This window comes from Micromonospora andamanensis, assembly GCF_016863495.1.
In the GTDB taxonomy this organism is placed as follows: domain Bacteria; phylum Actinomycetota; class Actinomycetes; order Mycobacteriales; family Micromonosporaceae; genus Micromonospora; species Micromonospora andamanensis.
The window spans coordinates 1-15,545 of the sequence record NZ_BOOZ01000064.1 but is presented as its reverse complement, the minus strand read 5'-3'; the positions used below and the strand labels follow the sequence as shown (position 1 = coordinate 15,545).

Below are 15,545 nucleotides of genomic sequence, written 5' to 3'. Positions count from 1 at the left end.
GGAGGTGACAGATATGCCCAACGTGCAGCAACCCGAGATGCGCCGCAGCGGCGAGACCCGACTGGTCCAGGACAGCGACGGCCCGATCGAGGGCGGTTCGTCCTCGACCCGGCGGGAGCACCGCTCGGTACCGGTCGACCAGGTGTCGCCGTACGGTCCCGACCGTGGGCGGGCCTCGACCTCACACGAACCCACCGGCCGAGAGTCCGTGGGCGACTGACAGCGGGCAGCCCTCGTCCGTCTGGTGCGGGCGGGCGGGGGCTACCGCCCGGTAGCCGGCCGGCGTACCGTCGGCGGGGTGGAACCGGACGTGCTTGGCCCGCCCTACGAGCGGCACATCATCGAGCTGGGCAGGGATGACGAGGGCCCAGTGGTGGCGACCCTGGTCCGCCGCCGGGCCGAACGCCCCACCGGGCGCGCCGTGCTCTACGTGCACGGCTTCGTCGACTACTTCTTCCAGACCCACGTGGCCGACTTCTTCGCCGAGCGTGGCTGGGACTTCTACGCCCTCGACCTGCGCAAGTACGGTCGTAGTCTGCTGCCGCACCAGACCCCGAACTTCTGCCGCGACCTCGGCGACTACTTCCCCGAACTGGACGCCGCCGCGCAGATCATCCGCGACGAGGACGGACACGACACCCTGCTGGCCATGGGCCACTCCACCGGCGGCCTGGTCGTCTCCCTGTGGGCCGACGCCCGCCGCGACGCCGGGCTTGTCGACGGGCTGTTCCTCAACAGCCCGTTCTTCGACCTCAACGCCCCCTGGTTCGTGCGGCGACCCCTCGCGGCCGCCGTCGCACGCCTGGGCCGCAGGGCCCCGCACCGCATCCTCCCGTTCGGTCTCGGCACCGTGTACGGCGAGAGCCTGCACGCCGACCATCGCGGCGAATGGACGTACGACCTGGCCTGGAAGCCGCTTGCCGGTTTCCCCGTCCGGGCCGGCTGGCTGGACGCCATCCGCACCGGCCAGCGACGACTGCGCGCCGGTCTGAACATCCCGGTGCCGGTGCTGCTCGCCTGCTCGACCCGGTCGTTCCGGGGCACGAAGTGGCAGGACGCGGCAACACTTGCCGACGCCGTCCTCGATGTCGAACACATGGTCCGCTGGGCACCCCGCCTCGGCCAGCACGTCACCGTGTCCCGCTTTGACGGCGGTCTGCACGACCTCACGCTCTCCGGCCCCGCCGTACGCGAGAAGGTCTTCGCCGAGGTAGGCCGATGGGCCGAAGCCTTCCTCGGCGCCGGGCCGACTACCAGCCGCCCGCTTCCGCCGCAGCCCCGGCCCCCTGCGGACGAGCACCATCCGGCCGGGGAGGCGCACTCTCCCGCGGACGCCTGACCCGTCGACTGTCGTCATCCGCCCGGCACCACGGCTACGACAGCGACCTGACCACCCGTTCCGCCGGACAAGCCCCCGGCGGCGGTACCCTTCTCGCGCGATACCACGTTGCGCCCGTAGCTCAGCGGATAGAGCAGGGGACTTCTAATCCCAAGGCCGCAGGTTCGAATCCTGCCGGGCGCGCTCCACCACATGGCCCTGAACTGCGGTTTCTAGCGATTTTCGCGATCTTCATTAATGACATTCTTTGATTTAGGCACGGGCACGCCAGGAACAGCGAGTGTTGATCTCCGCAGACACCGACTTCGACACTCTGCTGGCCTCCTCCGGGGCCAGCGAACCGTCCGTGTTGCTGGTCCGGCGGATCAGCGGTCGTCGAGCCGCACAGATCATCGCGATCCTGGTGGCGAACCTCGCCGCAGTCGCCGACGACCTGGCCGGTGGAGCGATCGTCGTAGTCGGCGAGGACTCGCTGCGGGTCCGGCCCTTGCCCATCCTGCGCGGCAAGCGACCCCCCACGCCGGATTGCATCGGCCACGAGTCGCAGCCAGTCAGATCACCCTCCTTCCTCCCGAGCGGAGGTGGATAGCGCCGCTTTCAGGTCGATGGCGGGCGTCGCCGCGAGTAGCGACTGGGTGTACGGATGGCGAGGATCGGTGGTGAGCTGCACGGTCGGACCCTGCTCAATGATGCGACCGTTGTGCATGACCGCAATCCGGTCGGCGAGTTGCCTGACGACGGCGAGGTCATGGGAGATGAACAGGCACGCAAGGCCGAGCTGGTCGCGCAGGTCGCATAGCAGGTTGAGGACTTTGGCCTGCACCGACACGTCGAGTGCGGTGACCGGCTCGTCGCAGACAAGCAAGCGTGGTTCGACGGTCAGTGCGCGGGCGATCGCCAACCGCTGCTGCTGCCCACCGGACAGTTGCTGCGGCCGACGATCACACACACGGTTATCGAGCCCGACGAGGTCCAGCAATTCGTCCACGCGGGCGGACCGGGCACGAGAGTCGCCGAGGCGGTGGATGTGTAGCGGCTCGGCGATGGCTTGCCGGACTGTCTGTCGGGGACTGAAAGTGAGATACGGCTCCTGGAAGACCATCTGTATCCGCCGTCGATGGGTGCGCAGTGCCCGACCGCGCAGGCTGTACACGTCCGTCCCGGCGAGGCGTACCGAGCCTGAATCGGGGCGGTGGAGCCCGGTGATCACGCGGGCGAGGGTCGTCTTGCCGCACCCCGACTCGCCGACCAGGCCGACGATCTCTCCCGCCTCGACCCGCATGGTGATGTCGTCCACCACGGTGTTGCGGTGCCGCCCTCGCCCGACGGAGTAGCCGGCCACAACACCTTCGATCTCTAACACCGGTCAATCCCCGTTCCGCCGGACGGCTGCCTCGGGCATCAGCGAGGGCCCGCCGGGTTGGCGCAGGCACGCGGACCGGTGCGCCCCGCCCAGCGCGACCAGTATCGGTTGGCGCTGCACACAGGCGGGGAGGGCGACCGGGCACCGGGAGGCGAACGCGCAGCCGCCGGTGTCGTCCGGACCGGCGCCAGAGCGTCCAGGCATAGTGCGAAACCGGGTGCCCGGCGGCGCTCCGGAACGGGGTACGGCGTCGAGCAGCCCTCGCGTGTAGGGATGGTTCGGATTACCGATGACGGTGGCCAGCGGCCCTGTTTCAACGATCCGGCCGGCGTACATGACGGCCACTGTGTCGGCCAGGCGGGTGACCACCGCCAGGTCATGGCTGATGATGATCATGGCCATGTTCAGTTCGTCGCGGAGTCGGGCCAGCAGGTCGAGCAGTTGTGCCTGCACGGTCACATCGAGCGCGGAGGTGGGCTCGTCGGCGACGAGCAGATCCGGCTCACCCGCGAGGGCGATGGCGATCTGCACCCGTTGGCGCATCCCGCCCGACAGTTGATGCGGGAACCCACGGGCGATCCCGGTGGGGTCGGGCAGGCCGACCAGCCAGAGCAGTTCCTCGGTGACCTGGCGGGTGGCGCCGTGTCGGCTGCCCCGGCCGGCGTTGCGGACGGCCTCGTCGACGTGGGCGCCGATGGTCCGCAGGGGGTTGAGGGCGGCGAGGCTGTCCTGGAAGACCACGCCGACCCGCCGGCCGTTGATTTGGCGGCGTTCGTGCGGCGGCAGACCGACGAGTTGACGGGCCCCGTCCCCGGCACCCAGCAGTGCCGCGCCGGTCACGACCGCGGTGGGGTCCAACAGTCCGAAGGGAGCCAGCGCCGCCGTGGTCTTGCCGCTGCCGGTCTCTCCGACAAGCGCCAGGATCTGCCCGCGCTTGACCTGGTAAGAGACATCGGCGACGACGCGACGTTGGGCACCGTCGTGCGGATAGGTGACGGACAGGTCCCGTACCTGCAGCACGCTCCGGTCGTCGGCGGACGTGGTCGACGGGGCAGTCGCGCCAGTGGTGGCCGGCGGCCGGGAGGCTGCCCGGCCGGCTGCCCGGGTGAGCAGGCGGTAAGGCAGCACCCAGCGCAGGATCGAGGGCCGCTCGTCGCCGGCCGCCAGTCGTTCACCGAGCAGGTTGCTGGCGAACACGACAGCCGTGATCGCGATACCGGGCGGGTAGGCGAGCCACCAGGCCGAGGCCAGGTAGGGGCGCCCCTCGATGAGCATCTGCCCCCACTCGGCCTGAGGGGGCGGTATGCCGAGGCCGAGGAAACTCAACGTGGCAACCCCGAGCACGATGGCGCCGACGTCGGTGCTGGCGTAGACCAGGCACGGTGCCAGGGCAGGCGGCAGCAGATGCCGACCCACGATGCGCGCCGGCCCGGCGCCGAGCAGCCGCAGCGCGTCCAGGTGCGGACTACCGCGCAGGCTGGCGGTGCGGGCGCGGGCGATGCGGGCGTACGGGGCCCAGGCCCACACCGACATCGCGAGGACGAGATTCTCCACACCAGGACCCCGAACGCCGATCACCGCCAGCGCCACGAGCATCCCGGGCAGGGCCACCGCTATGTCGATGATCCGGGAGACCACCCGGTCGACCCATCCGCCCAGGTAGCCGGCGACGGTGCCGGTAACGACCCCCACGGTCATCGAGATCCCCAGGACCGCGGCGGTGACCGCCAGGGAGATCTGCGCCCCGTGCAGAAGCCGGCTGAGCTGGTCACGGCCGAGTTGGTCGGTGCCGAGCAGATGGTCCGCTGACGGCGGCAACAGGCTGGCCGCCAGGTCGTTGGCGGCTGGGTCGGCCGGGGCCAGGACCGGCGCCAGCAACCCCGCGATCGCGAACAGGCCCAGGGGCAGCGCGACAAGCGCGGTGCGCAGCCCTGCCGGGATGCCGCGCCGACCATGTCCTGCCGTCATGTCGTCTCCGTCCGAGCATCGGCTTTGTGCCCGGTGGCCGCGACGTGACCTGCTCCATCCCGGCGGCGTCGGGGCGCACGGGCGTGGACCCCTGAGCTGCGGCGGGAGCGGGGGTCGATGAGGATCTGCAGCACGTCGGCGAGGCGGTTGGCGAGGATGAACCCACCGCCCAGGACGAGCGCGCTGGCCTGTAGCGCCGGGACGTCGCGCGCTGCGGCTGCCCGTACGAAGTAGGCGCCGAGGCCGGGCCAGCCAAAGATCTGCTCCACCACGACCGTGCCTCGGGGGTGAGCCGGTAGGTGCGGATCACACCGTCGGGTCGCAATGCCAACGCAAGACAGGCCTGCCCGGACTGTGCTGGTGCGCGACCTGCGGTTAGCGCGAGCACGTCAGCGTCGAACCGGACCACGCGAACGTGCCCGGCCAGTTGTGGCACTGCCGCGGCGCCGGGCGGTGTTGCCGCGTCGTGATGCAGGTGCGCCCACTCTGCTGAGCGGGCCGCGTCTGGGTCGTATCGAAGGTCTGCCCGCAGCCACTCCAGCCGAGCCAACTCCGCCAAGGCCGAGGGCACCCGTCCGGCGATAGCGAGCCGACGCAGATGCTCGACGAACCGTTTCCCCTCGTTGATCCACTTGGCGGCCTCGTCGCGCGCGGCGAGGGGGACGACCGAACGCACGAAACCGACGACGAGCCGTTCGGCGCCCGACGGGTCACCGACGGCGCGCAGCGTCATGGCGAACATGCGCTTGAGGGTGCGGGTACGGGCCCGTTCGATGCCACCGGCGGTGAAGTCGAGCCGGTCGAGATCGACGCGGGTGAGCAACTCGATCTCTTCCACGGTCAGCTTCAGGTCTCCGGCCACCGTGCCAGGAGCAACGCGCCACTGTTCGCGCAGTCTGGGCTCGACAAGCAACCGGGCCAGGGCCGTCTGGAGGCCGAGCGTGTTCATCGCAGCCCCACCCCGGCATCGGAGGTGCCTATCACTTCGCGGGTGCGGGCGATGTCGGCAAGGATCTCCGGGAAGTCGTCCGGGAGTTTGCCGTCGCGTTCGATCATGAACCCGCTTATCGGCGCGTGCGGAAGTACGTGGCGCAGCAGATCCCACACCTCGGTGTGGACCGCCGTACGGTGGTTGTCCTGAAGCAGGTCACCCGCGTACGTGCCACCGGCGAGGTGGACCTGGACGACACGTTCCAGGGGGATGGCGTCCAGATAGGTCAGCGGATCGAATTGGTGGTTTACCGCGTTGTTGTAGACGTTTGTCAGGTCGAGCAGGATGCCGCAGTCCGCGCGTTCCACGATGCGGGTGAGGAACTCGGCGTCGGGCATCTCCCCCGGTAGGTCGATGAACGCGCTGATGTTCTCCAGCAGGAACGGCACCCCGACGACCTGCTGGATGTGTCGCACCTTGTCGGCGACCGCTGCGACGACCTCCTCGGTGCGCGGCAGCGGCAGCAACGCGCTGAGCGCGATGCCACCCGCACGAGTGAAGCAGAGATGGTCGCTGCACCAGGGCGCGTCGACGAGCGCGACCAACTCCGCGAGTGCCGAAAGATACTCCTCGTCGACCGGTTCGGCACTGCCGATGGAAAGTTCGACACCGTGCGGGATCAGCGGGAAACGCTCCCGTAGAGCGGCCAGAGTGGCACGGCGGTGCGGGTTGAACAGGTAGTCCTCGGTGATGAGTTCGAGCCAGTCGATCTGCTCGGCGTGGTCGACGACAAGTTGCTCGATCTCCGCCCGCAGTCCGACGCCGACGCCGAGGTGGGGAACGGTGGTGGCGGGTGGCCAGGCGACAGACATCGGGCTCTCCTTCAGCGTCGGGTGGGTTTGCGGACCTTCCAGATGACGTCGAACGGCCAGTTGGCCAGCCAGTGCCGCCAGGTGTCCTGGTCGAGGTGTTTGGGGATCACGGTGTCCGGATCGGGGGTCGGCTCGATCAGCGCCTCGACCGTCAACCCGGCTGCCGCGAAGGTCTGGATCCAGCCGCCGTAGGGCAGCTGGAAGCGGACGGTTCCGGTGTTGCCCGGGGAGCGATGCATGTCGAAGTAGCCTCGACGCAGGTCTGCGCCGGGCTGGTCGGCGTCGGGTGGAGTGCAGAGCCAGTAGATCGGGCTCGACGTGCAGACCACAAGCAGTCCGCCGGGACGCAGCACCCGGGCCGCCTCGGGCACGGCGACGTGCGGGTCGCAGAAGCTCAGCGCACCCCAGTTCGACACCGCGACATCGAAACTGGCATCCGCGAACGGCAGCCGTTCGGCGTCCCCGTTCACCAGGGCGACAGCGGGCCGGCCTGCACACGCAGCGGCAGCGGCGTGCACGAGTTGACGTGCCGAAGCGTCGACGCCTACCACGTTGGCGCCGTGGTCGGCGAGGCGGCGGGCCCAACCGGCAGCACCGCAGCCCAGGTCGAGCACATCCCGGCCGGTCAGCTCGCCCAGGATGTCGAGCTGGTGCTCCGAGTGCCGCCACCAGCCCCAGGTCAGCTCACCCGGGGCACCCATCTCAGCCAGGATCTCCTGGTACTGGTCGGCCATCCGGTTCCAGGCCCGACGGTTACGCCTGCCGTGATCGTCGGCGGCGCTCATCGTCGTACCGTCCCCGCTTCGGCCGCTGCGCCCAGCGGATAGAAGGCCAGATGCGTACGGCCCGTCACCGGATGCACCGACGGCACCGCACCGACGCCGAACACCGAGCCCACCAGGTCCGGGCTCAGCACCTCGTCGGGAGGGCCGCTGGCGACCACCCGGCCGGCCGCCAGCACGTAGAGCCGGTCGCAGTAGGCGGCCGCGAGATTGAGATCGTGCAGCGCGGTGAGCGTCGCGATGCCGAGTCGCCGCATCAGGTCGAGCGTCTCCAGCTGATGGCGGACGTCCAGGTGGTTCGTCGGCTCGTCGAGCACCAGCAGGTCCGGCTGCTGGGCGAGGGCCCTGGCGAGCAGCACCCGTTGTTTCTCCCCACCGGACAGCGTCCGGAAGCCCCGGCCCGCCAACGGCATGGCACCGACCCGCTCCAGCGCATCGGTGACGAGTTGCTCGTCGGCGGCGGTCGCCGGTCGCAGCGCCGACAGGTAAGGCGACCGGCCCATCCGCACGATCTCCCGAACGTCGAAGTCGACGTCACCGGCAAGCGCTGCTTTCCACTCGGGAGCGAGATGTCCGCAGCGGGCGGCTGCTCGACCGGGTTCTGCGGTCCTTGGGGCCCCGCGACTGAAACCTCGATCCGATGAACCGATTCCGCGAACGGGCCGTACCATGAGCGGGAGCCGGACACGTCACGCGCCGCCCGTCACGGCTGCGGCGCCGGTCCACCCGACGGCATGGGGCAAATGCCGTCGCGCTGCTCCTCGCCTGCTGTGCGAGTTCACCCACCTGAAAGAGGTTCCCCGTGCGATCGACGTACCACGTCCTCGGCATGAGCTGCGGCCATTGCGTCCAGTCGGTCACCGCTGGCTTGACGGCGCTGCCCGGCGTCCGAGACGTCGAGGTCGACCTGGCCACCGCCCAGGTGACCGTCCGCAGTGAAGGCGCGCTGGCCACCGCCGACGTGCAGCGTGCCATCGACGACGCAGGCTTCGATCTCGCGGGAGTGGTCTCGTGACCACTGCCGAGCTCGTGCTGACCCCCCTGACGGTGGGCGGCATGACCTGCGTGGCGTGCGCCAACCGGATCGAGCGCAAACTGAACCGGATCGACGGGGTGCGGGCCACGGTCAACTTCGCCACCGCCACCGCCACCGTCACACACCCACCGTCCCTGCCCGTCACCGATCTCGTGGCGACGGTCGTCGCCATGGGCTACACGGCCCACCCGCCGCAGCCGGACCGCCCGGTATCCGCCGGTGAGCACACCGACGCCGCACTGCGCCGGCGGCTGGTCATCGCCGCCGCCCTCACCGCGCCCGTGCTCGCCATTTCGATGGTTCCGGCGTGGCAGTTCGCCTGGTGGCAGTGGGTGGTAGCCGGGTTGACCGGCCCGGTCGTGGGCTGGGCTGGCTGGCCGTTCCACCGGGCCGCGGCCCTCAACGCCCGACACGGCACCGCCACCATGGACACACTCGTCTCGCTTGGCGCGCTGGTGTCCTACCTCTGGAGCGTGTGGGCGCTGCTGGCCACCCCCGCTGGCCAGCCGGGTCTGACCATGAGCCTCGACCTGCTCGGTAGCCACGACCATGCGCTGTATTTCGAGGTCGGGGCCGCCCTGGTGACGTTTTTGCTGACCGGGCGTTGGCTTGAGGCACGCGCCCGATCACGGGCCGGCTCGGCGCTCCGCGGGCTCGCCGAACTCGGTGCCCGGGACGTCACCGTCCTTGGCCCATCCGGTCAGGAACACCAACTGCCTGTCACAGACCTTCAGGTCGGCGACCGCTTCGTGGCGCGGCCGGGCGAAAAGATCGCCACTGACGGTGTCGTCGAGTCCGGCGTGAGCGCGATCGACGCCGCCCTCCTCACCGGCGAGAGCGTGCCGGTGGAGGTTGGTCCGGGTGCGTCGGTCACCGGCGCGACAATCAACACCGGCGGCCGGCTCATCGTCCGCGCCACGAGGGTCGGCGAGGACACCCGGCTGGCGCAGATCGGCCGGTTGGTGGCGGACGCCCAGGCGGGCAAGGCGCGAGTGCAGCGCCTCGCCGACGAGGTTGCCGGCATCTTCGTTCCGTTCGTGCTGGTCCTGGCGCTGGCCACCTTCGCCGGCTGGCTGGCCCTCGCACCGGCGACCACCGCAGTCGGAGTGGCGGTCGCGGTGCTGATCGTGGCGTGTCCCTGCGCGCTCGGCCTGGCCACCCCGACGGCGCTGCTGGTCGGCACCGGACGTGGTGCACAGCTCGGCATCCTGATCCGGGGTGCCGCGGCTCTGGAGTCCGCCCGCCGCATCGACACGGTCGTCTTCGACAAGACCGGCACACTTACCACCGGCCGCATGCGGGTCACTGGCGTACACCCCGCCGATGGTGTCCGGCGCGAGGAGTTGCTCCGTGCTGCGGCCGCCGTCGAAAACTACGCCGAGCATCCGATCGCGCAGGCCATCGTGATCGCCGACGGGCAACGAAACGCGGCCGAACTGCCGACCGTCGAGCGCTTCCAGGCGACGCCAGGCCGAGGAGCGATGGGCACGGTCGACGGCGCACTCGTCGTCGTCGGAAACGCTAGCCACCTCGCCGATGCGGGTGTCGGCGTGGTCGAGCCGCATACCGTGACGGACACCGTCGTGCACGTCGCCCGCGACGGACGGCTGCTCGGCTGGATCAGCGTCAACGACAGTTTGCGGGACACCGCGGTGCCGGCGGTCACCCGACTGCGGGCGCTCGGCCTGCGTCCCGTGCTGCTCACCGGGGACACCCCGGCCGCCGCCGGAGCGGTCGCCGAGCAGCTCGACCCGATCGAGGTCATCGCCGGAGTCAGCCCCGAGACAAAGGCCGCGACCATTCGTGAGCTACGTGCCGACGGGCGCGCGGTGGCGATGATCGGTGACGGCGTGAACGACGCCGCCGCCCTGGCCGAGGCCGACCTGGGGATCGCCGTGGCCACCGGCAGCGACATCGCGATCGAGGCCAGTGACGTGACGTTGGTACGCGCGGACGCGGGCAGTGTCGATCTGACCGCCACCGTCGACGCGCTCACCCTGGCCCGAGCGACCCTTCGTACGATCAAGGTCAACCTGTTCTGGGCCTTCGCCTACAACGTCCTGATGATCCCGCTCGCCGGGCTCGGCCTGGTCAATCCGATGCTTGCCGCCGCCGCGATGGCCTGTTCCAGCCTGATCGTCGTACTGAACAGCCTGCGCCTGTCGCACTGGCAGCCATCGGGTCGGCGGTAGGTGACCGGAAGCTCCACGGGACGCGAGGTGCAGCCACTGTCACTGCGATTGATCCCACGACGCCCTGCGGTCCGTATCACAGCAGCAGGCAGCGAAGCCTCAGTGGCTGACGCAGGCGACGACACTAGCTACTACAGCTTGTCGTATTGTTGCCCCGGGAGCCGGGGTTCCGGGTGACGGAAGGAGCTGCGGGTGGCAGACGATGCCGAGATCACTGCATGGGCGATAGCCGCCGGCCACGGCGACCAGCAGGCCGCCGCAGCATTCATCCGGGCGACGCAGCACCAGGTACAGCGCATGTTCCTACACCTCGCCGGCCCCGCCGATGGCCTCGATCTCGCCCGGGAGACCTACACACGGGCGATGCGCGAACTGCCCTCGATCGTCGCCCGCTCGTCGGCACGGGTCTGGTTGCTCGGCGTCGCCCGGCAGGTGGCCGTCGAGCACGCCCAGGCTGAGAAACTCGATGGAGAACGGCACGCCCGGCCCGGTCGCGGACAGGGCGTCAGCCTGAACGCCACCGACCAACTGGTCAGCGACCTTACCTGGGAACAGCGTGAGGCATTCGTCGTCACCCAGATGCTCGGTCTGTCATACGCCGAGGCCGCCGTCGTCTGCGGGTGTTCTGTCGGTGACATCCGAACACGAGTGGCGCAGGCGCGGGTGTCGTTGGTCGCGGCCGTCGGCTCGCGCCCTGCGCCTCGGTCGCTGCGTAGGGACGACGCCGCCGGCTGATCCGATTTCTCGCAGCCGAACCCGTGCGGGGGAACCACACGGCAATGTCGCCCGACTATTCGTGACGTGGGGTGCGAGGCGTGGCGCGAGGTTTTGTCCGCGCAACTCGACGGTGAGGCGACACCGCACGAGCAGATCATGCTCAGGGCGCATCTGGCGGGGTGTCCCGGCTGTCAGCAGTGGTTGGCGTGGGCCGTCGAGATCACTCGCAGAGTCCGGATGTCCGGAACCGGTGTCAGTTCACGGCCGAACCGTCACCGCCCCCGGCCGACCCGACGCGGGCGGCGAGTCGGCAATCGCGGTCTCTCGACCCGCAAGGATCTGCGCCGGCCGTGACCGTCCCCAGGATGGCAGCCCGGACTCCTCCGCACCTCGCGTGGCCCGGCATCGGAGCGCCGCGTGTCGGCAATCGGTTCATGGGCCGGCGTAGCGACACTGCGGGCCGAGCCGGAACCAGCCGGCCCGTCCGCACGACCAAAGGTACGGCTGGACGACGGCCGCGTGCCCGCGCCGGGGACGGGCCCGGCCGCTACGGCTCGTGGCCGTCGTCCAACCACCACGCAGGGGCGGGTGAACGGAGTGTTGATGACGGCCCAGGCCCAGTCGACGGCGGCGACAGCGCGATGGTGGCGGGCAACACCTGCCCGCACATGGATCGATGAGCGGTGGCTGGGCGAACAGCACACCGACCAGAACGAAACATGACCGCCGCCGCGATCAAGTTCTCCGGCGTCACCTGCCGATACGGGCGCAGGACCGCGGTCGACGGCGTCGATCTCGATGTCGCCGCCGGTGAGCATGTCGCGCTGACCGGTGCCAATGGCTCCGGCAAGACGACCCTGCTCCGCGCCGCGCTCGGTCTGCATCCCGTCACCTCCGGCAGCATCACCGTCGGCGGCCGGCCCGCCGCAACCCACGGTGAGTGGGCCCGGCGACGCCGTGACGTGGCGTGGGTGCCGCAGCGCCTCGCCCCCGGCCGGTTCCCGCTGCTTGTCGACGAACTACTCGACAGCGGGGGCAACCCGGTCGCCGCCCGTACCGCAGCCACCCGGCTCGACGTCGCCGGACTCGGCGGCCGTCCCCTGCACACGCTCTCCGGCGGGCAGCTGCAACGGGTGTTCCTGGCCCGCGCCCTGGGTGCGGTCGCGGCGGGCGCGCGCGCGTTGTTCGCCGACGAACCCACCGCCGCGCTGGACTTCCACGGTCAGGAACAGGTCGCCGCTCTGCTTGCCGCGCTACCGGTGACGGTCGTGGTGGTCTCTCACGACCGGGCCATGTCACGGGCCTGCGACCGGGTGGCGGAGATGGCCGCCGGCAAGCTGCGGTTGGTCTGACATCCTTCATGGACGGCTTCCTCGATCTGCTCACGCTGCCGGCGGTGCAACGTTCGGCGATCGGTCTGCTCATCGCCGCCGTCGGTCTGCCCATCGTCGGGGTGTTCATCATCGGTCTGGACATCATCGCCGTCCGGTTCGCGATGATGCACGTGGCATTGCTCGGTATAGCTGTCGGCCTGCTCGTCGGGGTGGACCCGATGCTCTGCGGGCTGCTCGCCTGCGCGATTGCCGGTGCCGGTGTGGCTCCCCTGGCTCGCCGCCCCACCGGACTGCCCGGTGCGATGGGCCTGCTGATGACGTTCGCCATCGCCGCCGCCCTGCTCGTGCTCTCGGTGTCCGGGGTCAACGCCACCGGCGCGTTCGAACTGTTGTGGGGTTCCATCCTGGCCACCCGGAACGTCGACCTGATCATCCTCGGCGCGCTGACCGTGGTGGTGCACGTGCTGTTCTGGCGTTGGCGGCGCCAGCTGGCACTGCTGCTGTTCGACAGGGAGCTTGCCCTCTGTTCCGGCGTCGCCGCCGGGCCACTACTGCTGGCGCTGCTGGTCGTCGTCGCGGTCGCGATCGGCGCCTCGATCCGGCTCACCGGCGCGCTACTTGTCGACGCGTTGACCATTCTGCCCGCACTCGGTGCCCGAAACCTCGGCCGCTCCCTGCGATCCATGGTGCTCTGGGCCATCGCACTCGGCGTCGCCGGCAACAGCATCGGCTTCGTGGTGGCACTGCTGCTCGACCAGCCACCCGGCCCCGTCCTCGTCCTGGTGGCCGGCACCTTGACCCTGCTCACCTACCTGATTCCCGAAGGAGCACGTGATGCGATTGATCCGGGTCACCGCGTTGACCGCGGTGGCGACCCTGTCCCTGCTGGTCAGCGGCTGTGGCAACACTGATGATCCCGCACCGAGCGGCAGCGTGGCGCCGACCGCGCAGGGGCCGAAGGTCGTCGCCTCCACCAGCTGGGTAGGCGCATTCGCCAAGGCCGCCGGGGCCACAAACGTCACGGTGGTCGCCCCCGCCACCGTCCAGCACCCGCCAGACTACGACCCCAAGCCCAGTGACCTGGCCGCCGTCACCGACGCCGACTACATCCTGTTCGCCGAGTTCGACGGCTTCGCCCCGAGGCTGAAGGAGGCCGCCGGCGGCACCGGCCAGCTCATCCCCGTCCAGTTGGAGAACACCCCCGATGCAATCCGGTCAGAGGTGACCCGGCTGGCTGGAGTGTTCGGCACCACCGCCACCGCCGAGGGGTGGCTGAGCACCTTCGACACCGAGTACGCCAAACTGTCCCAGCAGATCAGGTCGGCGCTGCCGAGTCCCCCTCCGGTCGCCGCGTCGCACCTGTTCATGGCGTACTGGGGCGAGTTCGCCGGGCTCACGGTCGCCGGCACCTACGGGCCGCAGCCGGTCACCCCGAGCCAGTTGGCCGATCTGACCGCGAAGAAGCCGACACTGGTGCTGGCCAACGCTCACCTGCCGGGCGCCAACCCCGACATCCCCAGCGCGAAACGAGTCGACATCGTGAACTTTCCCGGGGCGGATCTGGACCTGCTCGAAGTGTTCCGGACCAACACCGAACGACTGATCGCCGCTGTCGCCTCCTGAACGGATCCGGCCGGTCCCACCCGGGCGGGCACCGCGATACATGTGCGGTGTCCCCCCTGGTGGCGGCCTCCTCGTCCGACCTGACGGGCACGTGGCCTGGCGACAGGGTGACGTTGGCGTGCCACCGCGCAACCTGATCGCGGACCTTGTCCGACCGTCGTTCAACAACGAGGCAAATCGACGGAACTGAATGGCTGGGGTGGCCGACTGATTGAGTAGAGGTCATTCACCAGGTAGGGGGCACCGTCATGGACCGTCGAAGCGTCCTGCGCGCCACGATCGCGACCGGAGCCACAGCCACCGCCGTCGGCGCGGTCGTCGGCGCCTCGGCAGCCACCGCCAGTCCGCCGAAGCGGCCCGTGCGGGTGCACATCCTGATGTACCCGGGGGTGGAGGAGATGGATTTCGCCGGCCCGGTCGAGGTGTTCGGCATGGCCCGCGGTCTCGGCGGTGACATCACCACCACCCTCGTCACGGTGGACGCCACCAGCCCGGTGACCGCCACCCACGGCACCCGGGTCGAGGCGACCGGCCGCTGGTCGCCGCGGGACGCAAACCTGCTCGTGGTCCCCGGCGGTGGATACCGACGGGCCGACACACCAGGCGTCGCGTACGAGATCCAACGTGGCGTCCTGCCCGCAGCCATCCGCGCCGCGCGCCGCCGCGGCCTGACCATCGCCGGCATCTGCACCGGCACCATGCTCCTGTCCGCAGCCGGACTCACCGCCGGGCGACCCTGCATCACTCACCACCGGGCGGCCGACGACCTCCGGGCCCAGGGCGGCATCGTCACTGACGCCCGCGTGGTCGACGATGGCGACCTGGTCACCGCTGGTGGCGTCACCTCCGGTCTGGACCTCGCGCTCTGGCTTGTCGAGCGCCAGCTCGGCGCGGCGCTCGCGGTCCAGGTCGAACATGTGCTGGAGTACGAACGGCGCGGCACCGTCTGGCGCGCCTGACCCATGCGAGGCGACTCGCTCTGTCAGTTCCTCGGCGGCGGGACGGCAACAGGAATCGCCGGACGGGCGTCATCCGGCAGCGGTGAGGTCGCGTTCGCAGGCAAGTTACCGGAATGCCTCGATTCCGGTGACGGCCTCGATACGGCGTTGTCCGCCACCGACCGACGACTCGCCGGTGAGTGCGAGGGGGCCGATCTGCGCGGAGTGGTCGACGTGGGTGCCGCCGCACAGCTCGCGGGACCACTCGCCGCCGATCTCGACGACCCGCACGGTCGCGTCGTAAGTCTCGCCGAACAGGACCAAGGCACCCTCGGCGCGGGCCTGTTCCAGGGGCAGGCAGCGGACGTCGACAGGCAGGTCGCGGCGGATCGCGAGGTTCGCGACCTCCTCGACCTCGCTGCGGTCGCCCCGGACAGGCCACCACGCTAA

At 70.1% G+C, this 15,545-nt stretch carries 17 protein-coding genes, 1 tRNA gene and 2 pseudogenes; 13 read left to right on the top strand and 7 right to left on the bottom strand.

Translation table 11 applies throughout. From position 1 onward, the window contains the following. The first annotated feature begins 13 nt into the window (after positions 1 to 13). From Van01_RS30315 to Van01_RS30300, 4 genes and pseudogenes are all read left to right on the top strand, one after another. The gene (locus tag Van01_RS30315; protein WP_204014876.1) at positions 14 to 220 is read left to right on the top strand and encodes a hypothetical protein; all 207 of its coding nucleotides are present in this window, start codon (positions 14 to 16) and stop codon (positions 218 to 220) included. Between the two features lie 78 nt (positions 221 to 298). Continuing rightward, entirely contained in the window at positions 299 to 1,339 is a 1,041-nt protein-coding gene (locus Van01_RS30310; RefSeq protein WP_204014875.1) for an alpha/beta hydrolase, read from the top strand. A 110-nt stretch (positions 1,340 to 1,449) separates the two neighbouring features. Continuing rightward, positions 1,450 to 1,522: transfer RNA gene (locus tag Van01_RS30305), tRNA-Arg, on the top strand. Between the two features lie 88 nt (positions 1,523 to 1,610). Further along, positions 1,611 to 1,928: pseudogene (locus Van01_RS30300) on the top strand (DUF5615 family PIN-like protein); the annotation flags it as partial. Here the strand turns inward: Van01_RS30300 and Van01_RS30295 are convergent. The 6 genes from Van01_RS30295 to Van01_RS30270 all read right to left on the bottom strand — a co-directional run bounded on the left by Van01_RS30295 (position 1,896) and on the right by Van01_RS30270 (position 7,758). Further along, entirely contained in the window at positions 1,896 to 2,639 is a 744-nt protein-coding gene (locus Van01_RS30295) for an ATP-binding cassette domain-containing protein (protein ID WP_204014873.1), read from the bottom strand. The pseudogene Van01_RS30300 and the gene Van01_RS30295 sit on opposite strands and share 33 nt — an antisense overlap. 66 nt (positions 2,640 to 2,705) lie before the next feature. Beyond that, the gene (locus tag Van01_RS30290; RefSeq protein ID WP_204014872.1) at positions 2,706 to 4,670 is read right to left on the bottom strand and encodes a dipeptide/oligopeptide/nickel ABC transporter permease/ATP-binding protein; all 1,965 of its coding nucleotides are present in this window, start codon (positions 4,668 to 4,670) and stop codon (positions 2,706 to 2,708) included. Further along, a complete protein-coding gene (locus Van01_RS30285; RefSeq protein WP_204014871.1) occupies positions 4,667 to 4,939 on the bottom strand; it encodes an ABC transporter permease subunit in 273 nt (90 codons plus the stop codon). The genes Van01_RS30290 and Van01_RS30285 overlap by 4 nt, the downstream gene beginning before the upstream one ends. Before the next feature lie 676 nt (positions 4,940 to 5,615). Beyond that, positions 5,616 to 6,473 (bottom strand): MbnB/TglH/ChrH family RiPP precursor modification enzyme, encoded by an 858-nt coding sequence (locus Van01_RS30280; protein WP_204014870.1) that lies wholly within the window; start codon positions 6,471 to 6,473, stop codon positions 5,616 to 5,618. 11 nt (positions 6,474 to 6,484) lie between these two features. Further along, positions 6,485 to 7,258, bottom strand: a complete 774-nt coding sequence (locus Van01_RS30275; RefSeq protein ID WP_204014869.1) for a class I SAM-dependent methyltransferase — start codon at positions 7,256 to 7,258, stop codon at positions 6,485 to 6,487. Beyond that, the gene (locus Van01_RS30270; protein WP_239099393.1) at positions 7,255 to 7,758 is read right to left on the bottom strand and encodes an ABC transporter ATP-binding protein; all 504 of its coding nucleotides are present in this window, start codon (positions 7,756 to 7,758) and stop codon (positions 7,255 to 7,257) included. The genes Van01_RS30275 and Van01_RS30270 overlap by 4 nt, the downstream gene beginning before the upstream one ends. A 299-nt stretch (positions 7,759 to 8,057) precedes the next feature. Here Van01_RS30270 and Van01_RS30265 point away from each other — a divergent pair, with 299 nt between their 5' ends. The 9 genes from Van01_RS30265 to Van01_RS30230 all read left to right on the top strand — a co-directional run bounded on the left by Van01_RS30265 (position 8,058) and on the right by Van01_RS30230 (position 15,116). After that, complete coding sequence (locus tag Van01_RS30265) at positions 8,058 to 8,270, top strand: heavy-metal-associated domain-containing protein (RefSeq protein WP_204014866.1); 213 nt, start codon at positions 8,058 to 8,060, stop codon at positions 8,268 to 8,270. A gap of 41 nt (positions 8,271 to 8,311) precedes the next feature. After that, positions 8,312 to 10,483 (top strand): heavy metal translocating P-type ATPase, encoded by a 2,172-nt coding sequence (locus tag Van01_RS30260; RefSeq protein WP_204014913.1) that lies wholly within the window; start codon positions 8,312 to 8,314, stop codon positions 10,481 to 10,483. Positions 10,484 to 10,675: 192 nt separating this feature from the next. After that, entirely contained in the window at positions 10,676 to 11,218 is a 543-nt protein-coding gene (locus Van01_RS30255) for a sigma factor-like helix-turn-helix DNA-binding protein (protein WP_204014863.1), read from the top strand. A 66-nt stretch (positions 11,219 to 11,284) separates the two neighbouring features. After that, a complete protein-coding gene (locus tag Van01_RS33895) occupies positions 11,285 to 11,554 on the top strand; it encodes a zf-HC2 domain-containing protein (protein ID WP_204014861.1) in 270 nt (89 codons plus the stop codon). A gap of 365 nt (positions 11,555 to 11,919) precedes the next feature. After that, a complete protein-coding gene (locus Van01_RS30245; RefSeq protein WP_204014858.1) occupies positions 11,920 to 12,552 on the top strand; it encodes a metal ABC transporter ATP-binding protein in 633 nt (210 codons plus the stop codon). A gap of 8 nt (positions 12,553 to 12,560) precedes the next feature. Next, the gene (locus Van01_RS30240; protein WP_204014856.1) at positions 12,561 to 13,445 is read left to right on the top strand and encodes a metal ABC transporter permease; all 885 of its coding nucleotides are present in this window, start codon (positions 12,561 to 12,563) and stop codon (positions 13,443 to 13,445) included. Then, complete coding sequence (locus Van01_RS30235) at positions 13,369 to 14,157, top strand: metal ABC transporter substrate-binding protein (RefSeq protein WP_204014854.1); 789 nt, start codon at positions 13,369 to 13,371, stop codon at positions 14,155 to 14,157. The genes Van01_RS30240 and Van01_RS30235 overlap by 77 nt, the downstream gene beginning before the upstream one ends. A 40-nt stretch (positions 14,158 to 14,197) precedes the next feature. Next, complete coding sequence (locus tag Van01_RS33890; RefSeq protein ID WP_373306308.1) at positions 14,198 to 14,347, top strand: hypothetical protein; 150 nt, start codon at positions 14,198 to 14,200, stop codon at positions 14,345 to 14,347. 58 nt (positions 14,348 to 14,405) lie between these two features. Then, positions 14,406 to 15,116, top strand: coding sequence for a DJ-1/PfpI family protein (locus Van01_RS30230; RefSeq protein ID WP_204014852.1), 711 nt, complete (start codon positions 14,406 to 14,408; stop codon positions 15,114 to 15,116). Between the two features lie 105 nt (positions 15,117 to 15,221). On the opposite strand, the pseudogene Van01_RS30225 reads toward Van01_RS30230, so the two are convergent. Next, positions 15,222 to 15,545, bottom strand: a pseudogene (locus tag Van01_RS30225) (alanine--tRNA ligase); the annotation flags it as partial.